Origin of the sequence: Spiroplasma endosymbiont of Phycita roborella (assembly GCF_964031195.1) — a bacterium.
In the GTDB taxonomy this organism is placed as follows: Bacteria; Bacillota_I; Bacilli_A; order Mycoplasmatales; family VBWQ01; genus Spiroplasma_E; species Spiroplasma_E ixodetis_A.
Genome location: NZ_CAXIQJ010000005.1, coordinates 242,786 through 255,937, shown reverse-complemented (window position 1 = coordinate 255,937; position 13,152 = coordinate 242,786). Strand labels below are relative to the sequence as shown.

At 24.9% G+C, this 13,152-nt stretch carries 14 protein-coding genes and 1 other RNA gene; 5 read left to right on the top strand and 10 right to left on the bottom strand.

Annotation, left to right across the window (positions count from 1 at the left end; translation table 4 throughout):
• Positions 1–92: 92 nt before the first annotated feature.
• The 4 genes from recA to AAHM95_RS07260 form a co-directional block, all read right to left on the bottom strand.
• Entirely contained in the window at positions 93–1,076 is a 984-nt protein-coding gene (gene recA / locus AAHM95_RS07275; protein ID WP_342274520.1) for a recombinase RecA, read from the bottom strand.
• 53 nt (positions 1,077–1,129) lie between these two features.
• Positions 1,130–1,591, bottom strand: coding sequence for a CinA family protein (locus AAHM95_RS07270; protein ID WP_338959371.1), 462 nt, complete (start codon positions 1,589–1,591; stop codon positions 1,130–1,132).
• Positions 1,592–1,639: 48 nt separating this feature from the next.
• An RNA gene (gene rnpB, locus AAHM95_RS07265) (RNase P RNA component class B) lies at positions 1,640–1,989 on the bottom strand.
• A 29-nt stretch (positions 1,990–2,018) separates the two neighbouring features.
• Positions 2,019–2,336, bottom strand: a complete 318-nt coding sequence (locus AAHM95_RS07260; RefSeq protein WP_281749393.1) for a DivIVA domain-containing protein — start codon at positions 2,334–2,336, stop codon at positions 2,019–2,021.
• A gap of 76 nt (positions 2,337–2,412) precedes the next feature.
• Between AAHM95_RS07260 and AAHM95_RS07255 the strand changes: the two genes are divergently transcribed.
• The gene (locus tag AAHM95_RS07255; RefSeq protein WP_339042779.1) at positions 2,413–2,805 is read left to right on the top strand and encodes a Holliday junction resolvase RecU; all 393 of its coding nucleotides are present in this window, start codon (positions 2,413–2,415) and stop codon (positions 2,803–2,805) included.
• A gap of 64 nt (positions 2,806–2,869) precedes the next feature.
• Here the strand turns inward: AAHM95_RS07255 and AAHM95_RS07250 are convergent, their stop codons facing one another.
• Positions 2,870–3,184 (bottom strand): HU family DNA-binding protein, encoded by a 315-nt coding sequence (locus AAHM95_RS07250; RefSeq protein WP_281749389.1) that lies wholly within the window; start codon positions 3,182–3,184, stop codon positions 2,870–2,872.
• A 505-nt stretch (positions 3,185–3,689) separates the two neighbouring features.
• Between AAHM95_RS07250 and AAHM95_RS07245 the strand changes: the two genes are divergently transcribed.
• Positions 3,690–4,070: a RidA family protein gene (locus tag AAHM95_RS07245; protein WP_174480051.1), complete on the top strand. Its 381-nt coding sequence runs from the start codon at positions 3,690–3,692 to the stop codon at positions 4,068–4,070.
• Between the two features lie 285 nt (positions 4,071–4,355).
• On the opposite strand, the gene AAHM95_RS07240 is transcribed toward AAHM95_RS07245, so the two are convergent.
• Together AAHM95_RS07240 and AAHM95_RS07235 are read right to left on the bottom strand one after the other, a co-directional pair.
• Positions 4,356–5,303: a type I phosphomannose isomerase catalytic subunit gene (locus AAHM95_RS07240; RefSeq protein WP_342274519.1), complete on the bottom strand. Its 948-nt coding sequence runs from the start codon at positions 5,301–5,303 to the stop codon at positions 4,356–4,358.
• Positions 5,304–5,336: 33 nt separating this feature from the next.
• Entirely contained in the window at positions 5,337–7,442 is a 2,106-nt protein-coding gene (locus AAHM95_RS07235; protein ID WP_342274518.1) for a PTS fructose transporter subunit IIABC, read from the bottom strand.
• Between the two features lie 303 nt (positions 7,443–7,745).
• Between AAHM95_RS07235 and AAHM95_RS07230 the strand changes: the two genes are divergently transcribed.
• Positions 7,746–8,993, top strand: a complete 1,248-nt coding sequence (locus AAHM95_RS07230) for an ISNCY family transposase (protein WP_342274517.1) — start codon at positions 7,746–7,748, stop codon at positions 8,991–8,993.
• A gap of 156 nt (positions 8,994–9,149) precedes the next feature.
• Here AAHM95_RS07230 and AAHM95_RS07225 read toward each other — a convergent pair whose 3' ends face one another.
• Positions 9,150–9,557: a hypothetical protein gene (locus tag AAHM95_RS07225; RefSeq protein WP_342273977.1), complete on the bottom strand. Its 408-nt coding sequence runs from the start codon at positions 9,555–9,557 to the stop codon at positions 9,150–9,152.
• Between the two features lie 348 nt (positions 9,558–9,905).
• Complete coding sequence (locus tag AAHM95_RS07220) at positions 9,906–10,511, bottom strand: hypothetical protein (RefSeq protein WP_342274516.1); 606 nt, start codon at positions 10,509–10,511, stop codon at positions 9,906–9,908.
• Positions 10,512–10,605: 94 nt separating this feature from the next.
• On the opposite strand from AAHM95_RS07220, the gene AAHM95_RS07215 reads away from it, so the two are divergent.
• Both AAHM95_RS07215 and AAHM95_RS07210 read left to right on the top strand, forming a co-directional pair.
• A protein-coding gene (locus tag AAHM95_RS07215) for an IS3 family transposase (RefSeq protein WP_342274514.1) occupies positions 10,606–11,723 on the top strand; the annotation gives its coding sequence in 2 pieces (ribosomal slippage) (positions 10,606–10,876 and positions 10,876–11,723; 1,119 coding nt in all).
• A gap of 12 nt (positions 11,724–11,735) precedes the next feature.
• Positions 11,736–11,924: a hypothetical protein gene (locus AAHM95_RS07210; RefSeq protein WP_342274515.1), complete on the top strand. Its 189-nt coding sequence runs from the start codon at positions 11,736–11,738 to the stop codon at positions 11,922–11,924.
• A gap of 74 nt (positions 11,925–11,998) precedes the next feature.
• On the opposite strand, the gene AAHM95_RS07205 is transcribed toward AAHM95_RS07210, so the two are convergent.
• Positions 11,999–13,116 (bottom strand): IS3 family transposase gene (locus AAHM95_RS07205; RefSeq protein WP_342274514.1). Its coding sequence is split into 2 segments (ribosomal slippage): positions 11,999–12,846 and positions 12,846–13,116, totalling 1,119 coding nucleotides; the frame shifts between segments, so codons are not numbered across the junction.
• Positions 13,117–13,152 lie beyond the last annotated feature (36 nt).

Below are 13,152 nucleotides of genomic sequence, written 5' to 3'. Positions count from 1 at the left end.
TAAAATTTTATATTTTTCTTCTTTAATATCTACACACAAATAAGTAGGATAATAATCCTACATTAATTTTAGCATGTTTTAAATATTAATATTTAAAACTTGATTCGTTCCTTAATTTGTTCTAAAAGAAAAGTATTTGCTTCTAAACTTTCTTTTGCTTTTATTTTTCCTTGTCGTAATTTTACATCTTCATAAGTGTATCAGCCACCAGATTTATTAATAACTTCTTTCTCAACAGCAATTGTAATGATTTCACTAATTTTTGAAAATCCTTCTTCAAAACAAAAATCAAGACTTGTTGTTTTAAATGGTGGTGCTACTTTATTTTTTACAACTTTTATTTTTATTTTATGACCAATTATTTGATTACTTTTGATTAATTGTTCACCTTTACGTACTTCTAGTCTAATTGTACTATAAAAATGTAATGCTTTTCCTCCGGGTGTTATTTCAGGATTACCATATATAATACCAACTTTTTCTCGAATTTGATTAATAAATAAAACAATACAATTAGTTTTTGCGATATTTCCACTAATTTTTCGTAATGCCTTAGACATTAATCGCGCTTGAGCACCAATTGTTTGATCATTCATATCACCATCAAGTTCAATTTGTGGAACTAATGCAGTTACTGAATCAACAACAATCATATCTAAAGCCTCTGATTTAACAAGAATATCTAGTATTTCTAATGCTTGTTCTCCTGAATCTGGTTGTGTAATTAATAAACGACTAATATCAACACCTAATTTTTGACTATATTGACGATCTAATGCATGTTCAGCATCTATAAATGCTATTCTACCATTTTGTTTTTGAACTTCTGCTAAAGCCATTAATGCTAATGTAGTTTTACCTGCAGATTCTGGTCCATAAACTTCAATAATACGACCTTTTGGAAAACCTTTAACACCTAAAATATCATCTAATAATATACTTCCTGAACTAATAACTTCAATATCGCCAATACCACTATCACTTAGTAACATAATAGCACCTTTGCCAAATTCTTTTTCAATTTGCTTAATGGCCTTTTCTAATAATTGCTCTTTTTCTTTAATGTTTATTTCCATAAAATCACCCTACAAAATATTAATAACTCTGTAAGATAATTCCTTTTTAAATTTTAAAAACTTAATAAAATTTTTTTTAAAATAACTACTGCTTTTGCTACTATAGTTGATCTAATTTCGTTTCTATTACCTGAAATATTTAACACTTCACATCAAACATTATCATTGATAACAATACCTACATATACTAAACCAACCGGTTTATTTTCTAGAGCATTAGGTCCTGCATTTCCAGTAAAACTAATAGCAATATTTGTTTTTAAAATTTTTTGTGTATTTAAAGCCATTTCTATAGCACATTGTTTACTTATTACACCATATTTTTCAATGGTTGTTTTTTTAATTTTAACAATATTGATTTTTGATTCATTAGTATACGTTATAAAACCACCACTAAAATATTTAGAAGCACCAGCAATACTAGTAATCTCTTGAGCAAAAAGTCCACCAGTAATACTTTCACAACAACTAATTCTAAAATTAAATTTATCTAATAAAACTAAAAGTTCAGTCATTTTCAAACCTTCAATCAAATAATTTACAATACAAAAAAAGAATAAAAAAATCATAAGCCACGTTCTGTTCTTGCTTCTTGCAAGTGCTAACCATTTATCTACTATTGTAAACAATAGTTCGGTTTATTATTCATTTCTAATAAACCAATGCCCCTACCTAAATTTGGGTTTCTCGCTTGTGGGGTTTATCTCGTTCCAGCTTTTAAGTTTCCTTAAAACTCGTCTCTATGACACTTTTATAGACTAGAACCTTATTTAATAAAAAACTTAGGTTTTTGTCAGCCGTCAGAATTACTGCTTAGAGTTATCGTTTTCTCTAACACAAACATTACTTTCATCACAGAAAGTGCGAGCGTGGACTTTCCTCTACATACTAATGCAGCGATTAGCTCATTTTTTATTCTTTTAGAAGAAAATTATAACATATTTATTCTTCATGTACAATACTTTCTAATTTGCTTAATCTCGTAATAATATCAACATTTTCTACACCTTTTTCTTCTAATTTTTGTTTTTCTTGTTTTAAAACTAAAATTTGTGTTTTTAAAATATCAATTTCTTTAAGTAACTTGTAATTATTATTTTCTAAAATTGCATTTTGCTTTTTTAGTTTATTTACAAATTCTTCTAGTATTTCATAATTAGTAGCTACTAAATCAAGAAATAAATCTACTTCTTTAGAATCATAGCCTTTATAATCAACAGTAAATTCTTTATCTATAATATCCTTTTTACAAATATTCATATTTATACCTCCTTTAATTAAAAGGAAAACTATTCCAAAGTTAGTAATATTCTATATGTAAGGGGGAATTAAAATAATGTTTTATGCTAACCGCGGAATGTTTCTTGAAACTATAATTAATTATACTATTGAAATTATAAATAATGAAAAACAAGCACTAATTTTTAAACAAAATCCACCAAGTTTATATCAAAACAATAAAATTTTTAAAGAAAAAAGTAATGTTGATTATCATGGAGTTTATCATGGTAAATATTTGTGTTTTGAAGCAAAAAGTACTAAGTCTTTAACATTACCATGAAATAATTTTAAAAAATATCAACTTGAATACTTAGAAAATGCTTTTTATCTTAATGCTATTAGTTTTGTTATTATTTATTTTTCACAACATAATGCCTTTTTCTTAGTTTTTTGAGAAAAATTAAAATTTTTAAAAGTTCAAAAAAAGCACTGACATATAAAAAAATAGAACAAAATGGATATAAATTAGAAATTATATATCCATTTTATCTTGATTTTTTAAAATTTTTAATTTAAGAAACTAAAGTTTCTGTTTGTTGATTAGTATGTTTTTTAAATTCAGAACTAGCTTTAAATTTAGGTGCTTTAGAAGCACTAATTACAATAGATTCACCAGTTTGGGGATTACGACCTGTTCTTGCTTCACGAATAATAGTTTCAAATATTCCAAATTTTGGTATATTAATTTTACCACCATTTGCAACTTCAACTTTTATCTCTTCAAAAAATAAATCAATAATATTAGTCGCTAAGGCAATTGTGACGTCAGACTTTTGCGCCACTATCTTAATAATTTCTGTCTTTGTTTTAGAATTACTTTTTGCCATAAAAGATTTCCTCCTAATGTTTTAAGAATTATAATTATAATGTCTATTATAGATATTATTATAACTACGTTATCTTCAAACCAATTTAAAAATGTTACTGGTCTGTAATCAAATTATATAGTAACATTTTATAAAGTGAACCATAAAATATATTTTTTTTCTAAAAAAATGATAAAATTACTTTAAATAATATTTTTTTACACTTATAAAGGTTAAAAAATAAAAATAAAATTTAATTTTCAATACTGATAATAAAATATTAAATAAATATTTTATTAAAATTAAAATGAAAAAAATTATTAAAGTGAAAAATAATTAATTAAAAAAAAGAAAAGAAAATCATGTAAAATATATTTATAGTTGTTCAAGTTTTAATAATTAATGATGCTAATTTTATATTACTATTAATTATTTAATATCACCTAAATAACTTAAAAATAACGCTACATTTTACTAATATATTCAATGATGCAAAACATAATAATTTTAGAAAGAGTGATAAACTATGAAAAATATTATTCATACTCCTAATGCTCCTGCTGCCATTGGGCCATATAGTCAAGCAATAATTGCAGGTGACTTTTTATATATTTCTGGGCAATTACCAATTAATAGTAAAACAGGTGAATTTATTGGCACTGACATTTCTTCACAAACTAAACAAAGTTTATTAAATATTAAAGCAATTTGTGAAGCTGCTAATATTACTTTAAATAATATTGTAAAAGTTAATATTTTCTTAAAAGACTTAAATCACTTTGTTGAAATGAATAAAGTTTATGGAGAAATATTTGGTGCACACGCTCCAGCAAGAGCAGCAGTTCAAGTTGCTAGAATTCCCAAAGATGCATTAATTGAAATTGAAGCAATTGCTTATTTAAAATAATTTTTCTAATTTTATTTTTTTATTGCATATATAAATTTTTAACTATAAAATTAAATCAAGATTTATTTAGAAAAAGTACTTTAAAATTTAAAAAGTTTTATTCATATAATAATGATATTAGTAAAATGAACTAATATCATTTTTAATGATACATTACTACACTTTCCAATTTAATATTCTTACTACAATTTCACACTTTTCTCAAAATTCTAAATATTTTATACTTAAAACAATAATAAAATACATTCTAAATAAATCTTAACTTTAAAAATAAATTATAAATTATTAGCAATATGCAACCATCAATAACATGTTTCCACTTAAACAAAAATCAGTATAACCATTTGGTAAAATAAATGAGTCACCTTTTTTAATACTAGTATCATCAATTATACCATTACCATCCAATACTGAGATTTGCAATCATCTAGTATTACGATAACTATAATGCTTAATTCCCTCATTAATTAATTTAATTAACTTAAAAAACTTATTATCAACTAAATAATTATCATGAGCATTAGCTTCACTACTATTTAAATCAGGAGCTAAAACAATAGTTGATGCTTCTTTCAAATGCAAATTTCGTAAATTACCAAGTTCATCTTTACGACCATAATCATATAAACGATATGTAATATCTGATGATTGTTGTAGTTCAAAAACCATAGTATGTGCCAATAAGCCATGAATTTTTAGAGAAGGAACATAAATAAATTGATCTTTTTTAATTGGAATATATTTTAATAGTTTATGTCATTGTTGTTTTACCAATCATTGATTAAACTGATCTTTGGTTTTAGCATTATGACCCAAGATAACTTTACCTTTGGGTAAACATTCTAATATATACCAACATTCAGTTTTTCCTAAACATTGATGATTTTTTTCTGCGAATTTATCATCAGGGTGAATTTGAACGCTTAAACTATCATTTGCGTCTAAAATTTTTGTTAACAACGGATATTCTTTATTAATCACATTACCTGAACTATCAAGATTAGCAAATAAACTGGGTTGCTGTTTAAACAATTCTGCTAAACTTAATCCCTTATACTCGCCATTTAAAACATAACTCATTCCATTGGGATGAGCACTAACTAATCATGCTTCACCAATTGGTGTATTTTTAGGTAAATCAAAATTAAATTTGTGTGCTAATTTTTGACTACCTCATAATTTGCGAATAAAAGCAGGTTTTAAAAAAATTATTTGTGATGTGCTATTATTCATATTCATTCTCCTAAACTTTGATTATTTGTTCAATTAAACTTTATTTTTACTATTTTTAGATTTAGATTTTTTACTATTAAATATTTTCATGATTCTTTCATTCATTAATTTAAAAACCTTAATATTACGTGATTGAATAATTAATAATCCACCATATACTAAACAAGTAACAATACTTCCAACAATAATGGCTAAAAAGAATAAAAGAATACTTACCCAAAGCACATAATTAACTGAACTAACTGCACCTAAGATAGCAACAATAGGACCACCATGACCCGCAGCATCAGTTAATAAGAAAGTACCAGCAATACTACCAGCAACAGCACTACCAATAATATTACTAATAATAGCACGTTTTGGATCTCTTACTGCAAAAGGAATCGCACCTTCAGAAATACCAATACACCCCATTAACATAGCTGTTAAACCTAATGTACGTTCACTTTCATTAAAGAATTTACGAAAAATCAAAGTTGTTAAACCCATTCCAAGTGGTGCAACAGGAATAGCTGCAGCTACTGCTCCCATAAATAATTGTGAACTAGGATCAGCAGTTATCGTTGTTGAAGCTGCTAAAAAAGCAACTTTGTTAATTGGACCACCCATATCAAATCCAACCATTGCTCCTAGCAACATTCCAATTGCTGCCATTGCTTCACGTGGCATGTGGGTTAACCCATTTTGAAATTGTTCCATTATTCAACCAATTGGAGCTCCAATTGCATAAATAAAAGTGAAACTAATTAAAAATGTTACTACAATAGGAATAAAGAAAATTGGCATAATTGGAGCAATAGTCTTTGGTACTTTTCAAGTAATAATTCATCTTACTAAATATCCAACACTTGGACCAATTAATAATGCTCCTAAAAATCCAGCAGAAACCTTTGGCTCTAAACCAGCAATTGGATAAACTAATCCTGCTGTATTAGCAACATATGCACTTACCATTGCCGGAACCAAGGCAGCACGTCCTGCAATTGAATTAGCGATAAAACCAGCTAAAATTGGAATCATTAATGTAAAAGCAATACTTCCGGCTTGATTCATAAAATAAAGAAAATGATTGTGTGGTAACTTGGAAATATCAAAGTCAGCACCATAAACTGCTTTAGCAATACCAATTGATAATGCTAACATAATTCCACCAAAAACAACAAATGGAACCATATAGCCAACACCAGCCATAATATGTTTCATAATTCCTTGTTTATCAGTAGTAAATAAATCATTTGATTTATTTTCTTTTTCCGCTTTTTGTCCCGATTCTGACTTGTTTATTTCATAAGGTTTTGCGTTAGCAAAAGCATCATTAACAATACTTTCAGGATTTTTAATAACTTTGCTAATTTCTACTTTATATAATGGTTTATTATTAAAACGTTCTAATTTTAAATCTGCAACACCGGCTGATACTGCAATAATAACTAAATCAGCATTGGCAATATCAGTTGCTGTAAAAGCACCTTTAATACCAATACTACCATGAGTTTCAACTTTAATATTATAGCCTAAATTTTTTGCAGCAATTTCTAATTTATCTTGTGCAATATAAGTATGTGCTACCCCAACTGGACAAGCAGTAATTGCTATAATATTTTTAGTTTTTTTTGAAGAACCTTTCATATCTTCACTAATAGTTTTACTACTAGTTTCAACATTAGGTTTATTATTAATATTTAGTGATTGAATAATTGCTTTTTTATCTTTTGAATTAAATAATATTGATTGAAATTCCGGTTTTGTTAATCTTTGTGCCACTTTTGATAAAATTTCCAAGTGTTCATTACCAGCACTTTTTAGTGGCACAATTAAAGCAATTATTGCTTTAACGGGTTGTTCATCTAGTGCTTTCCAAGGAATTGGCTGTTTAAAACGCATAATAAAAATTCCTGATTTAACAATATCTTCATTACGGGCATGCGGCACAGCAACACCATCACCAAAACCAGTAGTTCCTTCTCCTTCTCTTTGTAGAAAACTATTAACTAGTGATTTTTCACTAATATTTTTTTTCAAAAAACCTAATTTTTTAGCAGAAGTTGCTATTTCTTGAAAAGCTTCTGCTTGTGTTTTACAATCAGATTCAAGAAAAACATGTTCTACTATCAAAATATCATCTTGTTTAGACACCATACTTCATCTCCTTACTTAATAAATATTCATGACATAATATTAAATTATTATTTTTAAAAAAACAGTTTTTTTATTTAAAAAATTGGGAGCGTACCGATGTTGTCAATAATATTCAAATTTGTCTTTAAATTATAAGATTAGACGAGAATAATTTAGACTTCAATATGCAATTGTATGTTAATCTTAACACTTGTAAAATATTAGTCAACAATAATACTTTTGTCATTATTTAGTGATAATTTCCTATTAGTTATCGAGTGAAAATTTCTCAAAAAGTGAAGTTAAATATACTTGGTGATAAAAATGGAAAGAAGCATGACTATGAAAGAAAAATATAAATACAAAATTATAAATGACATTGTTATTAATAAATTATCTAAACATCAAGCCAAAAATAAACTTAACCTAACTATTAGAAGAATTAACCAATTAATTCAAATTTTTAATAAAGAAGGTAAAGTTGGTTTTATTCATAAATCTCGCAATAAAATTTCTAATAAGGCAACAAAAATAGAAATTAAAAATAAAATTATAAACTTATATAAAACAAAATATTATAATTTTAATTTTCAACATTTTCAGGAAAAATTAATTAATGAAGAAAACACTAAAATTGCATATAGTACAGTTTATAATCTATTAATTCAAGAAAAAATCACTTCACCAAAAAGACATAAGAATAAAAAAAATAACTTGCATCCCACAAGAAATCGTAGAACAAATTTTGGTGAATTAATTCAAATGGATGCAAGTAATCATCATTGATTTGGTAACGATAAACCAAAAGCATTTTTACATGCTGCAATTGATGATGCTACAGGAAATATTGTTGGACTATGATTTGATCACCAAGAGACATTAGATGGTTATTATAATGTTTTTTATCAAATTTTAACTAAATATGGCATACCAAAGATATTTTATACTGATAATAGAACAGTTTTTGGATATAAGAAAAAAATTGATTCAGGTAAAATAAACACAGAAAATGACACTTATACTCAATTTCAAAAATGCTGTAATGATTTAGGTGTTGAAGTAATTAGAACCTCAATTCCACAAGCTAAAGGCAGAATTGAACGATTATTTGGAACACTTCAAAGTCGCTTAATTAGTGAATTACGACTTAATAAAATTAAAAATTTAGAAGATGGTAATAAATTTCTTAAAACATATATAAACATTTTTAATAATCAGTTTGCTTTTCCTATTGATGATAATAAATCTGCTATGGTTAAAGCTCCTACACAAAATGAAATAAATGTTTATCTTTCAAGATTTTGTAAAATAAAAACAGATAGTGGTTCAACTATAACATATTATGGTAAAAAATATTTTCCTTATAAAAATAACAAAGTTCAATATATACAACCTAGAACTGATGTAATTGTACTTAAATCATTTATTAATGAATTCTATCTTAGTTATAATAATAAAATATATGAACTAAAAGAAATAGCATTAAAACCAATTATTAAAGAAGATTTGATAAAAACTAAAAAAGTTTATATACCAAATAAAGACCATCCTTGAAGATATGGATATCAATAATTTTTAATTAAAAGTAAAAAAACATATTTTAGAAGAGATTTATTTTATTAATACTAAACCATATAAAATTTTAAAACATTTGTATATCAGCAAATTTGGTGTCTTAAAATCAATTTTAAAGATATAAAGATATTGCAAATGCAATATCTTCCCCTTTTACATCTGTGGTGAGCTTGGTTTATATCCACTTGTTAAAGGTTGATTTTCACTGTTTGCACTGCGTTTTCATTGTTCAAAAATTGAATCAAAATCATAATCTAAACTTGATTTTAATTTTAAATATTTTCCTACATTATCAACCCTTTTTTGTCCTTTTGATTCGATTTTATCTTCTAAATCATATATATTTAATTTTTCAATATATGGAATTATTTTATATTTCTTTTTTAAATTTTCATTTAATGTTTTTAGATATATTTCTAGTTTTTCTATTTCTTCTTTAAGATTTTTTTCAGTATTTATTATATTATCTAATTCTTTATTATCTTTAATTTTACCCTCTAATTTTTTTATTTCAGAATAATAAAATTCATAAACTGGTGAATTAGGTTTAACTTTAAACATTTTTTATTTTCTCCTTTGAATAAATAATAAAAAAACTCATTTATTTTATCTTAAAATAAATGAGTTAAAAACTTATATAATTTTTTGTATAAATTAATTATACAAAAAATTTTAAAAAATTAAAAAACTTTATTTCTATTTTTATCTAGAAAAGAATTTATTTGGAATTTATGTTTATTTAACAGTATAACTTTTCAAAATAATTTATTTTTTAAAAAATATTTTTGGGAAATTTTCACTCGATATTGACACAATAATACTTACTTTTATAACTCAAAAATTCTTATTAAATTTTACTTTAATAAGTTTTATTTTATTTTTAGTTATCTTTAAATTGAAATGGTTAATTTATAATAATTGTATTGCTGTATTTATTTGATAACATTTAAAATTAACCATTTTGGTATACATATCAATGTTATAAGTTCTATCACCAATCATATGCTTTAAAATTTGTTTAATATTAGTTTCAGTAAAGCAACCAATATTTTCAACTAATGCTTGATTTAATAAGCCATCTTTTGCATTAACAAAATAACCAACTTTTAATTTTTTATATTGTAAAGTCAATGATTGTAAAAAATCAATTAATTCATAATATTGACCTTTGGAAAATAAATTTATTGCATTTTGATAGTGTAATTTAGCAATTTTATTTTTTCTTCTTCCAGCCATTATGCCAAGAAATAAAACATGAAAAGCATGGAATTTATCTAAAATAAATTTAGCATTTAAAATTGTAGCAGTTTTTCTAATTCATTTTGAACTATCTCCACAAACTATTAAATTTGCTTGGTCAAAATTTTGAAAAAATAAATTACCATATTTTTCAATTAATTTGGCAGTTTTTTCAGCACCAATTTCTGTTTTTGATACTCTAATTTTACATACAGCTCTTTTATTAATTAATTTTCCATTCTTCTTTTTACCAGTACAAAATACTAATAATCTCATTGAACATTTTTTACAATTTGGATGGGTTACACTTTATTGAACACTAATTACATAGACAAGTGAACAAATTAGTTAAAAGAAAGGAATTATAATTATGGTCACTATTAACTCATATTCAGATGAATTTAAAAAACAAATAGTAGCTTTATATCAAAGTGGCAAATCAGTATCTTGCCTTGCTAAAGAATACAATGTTACAAGAGCAGCTACTTACAATTGAATTAAGCAATTTACTAATTCAGGTAGTTTTAAAACTAAAGATAATCTTTCAGATTTAGAAAAACAATTAATTCAAGCAAATAAAGAATTAAAACAGTTACGAATGGAAATTGATATTTTAAAGCAAGCAGCACTAATAATAGGCAGAAAGTAGAGATTATTGCAAATAATAAATCTAAATATAAAATGCGCACAATGTGTCATTTTTTAAAACTCTCTAAATCAACATATTATTTTAATTTAAAGAAAAAAAATAAAATTCAAAATAATATTTATGAACAAGCTGTTATTAGTGCTTTTAAAGAAAATAAAGAAGTTTATGGTACTAGAAGATTAAAAGTCATACTAGCAAACCAAGAAATTTATTTATCACGCAGAAAAATTAAAGAAATTATGAATAAGCATAATTTAATATCAAAATACACTAAATTATCATTCAAAAATCATAATAATAAAGTCAATGATAGTCAAATAACCAATCTTGTTAATAGAAACTTTAATAATAGAATTAAAAATGAAGTTATTGTTAGTGATTTAACTTATGTTCAAGTTAATGGTAAATGAAACTATATTTGCCTATTAATCGACCTATTTAACCGCGAAATTATTGGACATAGTGTTGGAGTTAAAAAAGATGCATCATTAGTATATCAAGCATTTATGCAATCAAATCACTGTTTAAAAGATATTGAAATATTTCATACTGATCGCGGTAATGAATTCAATAATAAAACTATTGATAAACTTTTATTAGCTTTCAACATAACTCGATCTTTAAGCAAAAAAGGATGTCCTTATGACAATGCTGTTGCTGAAGCAACTTTTAAAACTTTCAAAATTGAATTTATTAATGATAAAAATTTTACATCATTAATCCAATTAAAATTAGAATTATTTGATTACATCAATTGATATAACAACATAAGAATTCACAGTACTCTAAACTACCTAACTCCAATTAGTTATCAAAAACAAATGTCTACCAAAAAATAGTCCTAAAAAGGGTTGCCATTCCAAATAAGTAATAGTACAGTTTGTAGAACATATAAAAAGTTTCAATTACCAAAAGCCAATATCCTCAAAATACCATTACAACCATATCAAAATTTATATGTAAATATTGATGATGGACATAGAAAATTTAAGTTTAATGAAAAACATAATACTAAAAATTGGAATGGCAACCCTTTTTAGGACTATTTTTTGGTAGACATTTGTTTTTGATAACTAATTGGAGTTAGGTAGTGGAATGGCAACCCTTTTTAGGACTATTTTTTGGTAGACATTTGTTTTTGATAACTAATTGGAGTTAGGTAGTTTAGAGTACTGTGAATTCTTATGTTGTTATATCAATTGATGTAATCAAATAATTCTAATTTTAATTGGATTAATGATGTAAAATTTTTATCATTAATAAATTCAATTTTGAAAGTTTTAAAAGTTGCTTCAGCAACAGCATTGTCATAAGGACATCCTTTTTTGCTTAAAGATCGAGTTATGTTGAAAGCTAATAAAAGTTTATCAATAGTTTTATTATTGAATTCATTACCGCGATCAGTATGAAATATTTCAATATCTTTTAAACAGTGATTTGATTGCATAAATGCTTGATATACTAATGATGCATCTTTTTTAACTCCAACACTATGTCCAATAATTTCGCGGTTAAATAGGTCGATTAATAGGCAAATATAGTTTCATTTACCATTAACTTGAACATAAGTTAAATCACTAACAATAACTTCATTTTTAATTCTATTATTAAAGTTTCTATTAACAAGATTGGTTATTTGACTATCATTGACTTTATTATTATGATTTTTGAATGATAATTTAGTGTATTTTGATATTAAATTATGCTTATTCATAATTTCTTTAATTTTTCTGCGTGATAAATAAATTTCTTGGTTTGCTAGTATGACTTTTAATCTTCTAGTACCATAAACTTCTTTATTTTCTTTAAAAGCACTAATAACAGCTTGTTCATAAATATTATTTTGAATTTTATTTTTTTTCTTTAAATTAAAATAATATGTTGATTTAGAGAGTTTTAAAAAATGACACATTGTGCGCATTTTATATTTAGATTTATTATTTGCAATAATCTCTACTTTCTGCCTATTATTAGTGCTGCTTGCTTTAAAATATCAATTTCCATTCGTAACTGTTTTAATTCTTTATTTGCTTGAATTAATTGTTTTTCTAAATCTGAAAGATTATCTTTAGTTTTAAAACTACCTGAATTAGTAAATTGCTTAATTCAATTGTAAGTAGCTGCTCTTGTAACATTGTATTCTTTAGCAAGGCAAGATACTGATTTGCCACTTTGATATAAAGCTACTATTTGTTTTTTAAATTCATCTGAATATGAGTTAATAGTGACCATAATTATAATTCCTTTCTTTTAACTAATTTGTTCACT